General features: G+C 39.2%; 2 rRNA genes. Both read left to right on the top strand.

The features are described 5' to 3' along the window. Positions 1-66 (top strand): 16S ribosomal RNA (locus F3J22_RS30335); the annotation flags it as partial. A gap of 197 nt (positions 67-263) precedes the next feature. Beyond that, positions 264-383 (top strand): 23S ribosomal RNA (locus F3J22_RS30330); the annotation flags it as partial.

Here is a 383-nt window from a genome sequence, read left to right as displayed (position 1 = left end):
TCGGTAATTGGGGCTAAGTCGTAACAAGGTAGCCGTATCGGAAGGTGCGGCTGGAATACCTCCTTTTTAGAGCTCATTAACCTGAGCTGTTGTTTCCTTCTTCTTTCAAATAAGTAGTTCTTTATAAAGATGTTTGATTTTAAATAGAATCACAGAGATTAGATCTCACACATCAGCAACGATTGAGTAATCAATCAAAAGTTCTTTGACATATTGGAGAATACAAGTTGTGTACTAAGTAGTAATACTTAATACAAAAAATATTTAAAGCGAATAAGGGCGCATGGTGGATGCCTAGGATCTAAGAGGCGACGAAGGACGTGGTAAGCTGCGATAAGCTACGGGGAGATGCAAACGATCGTTACATCCGTAGATTTCCGAAT

The sequence above is a fragment of the Chitinophaga sp. Cy-1792 genome, from assembly GCF_011752935.1.
GTDB lineage: Bacteria > Bacteroidota > Bacteroidia > Chitinophagales > Chitinophagaceae > Chitinophaga.
This window is presented reverse-complemented; position numbering and strand designations above follow the sequence as displayed.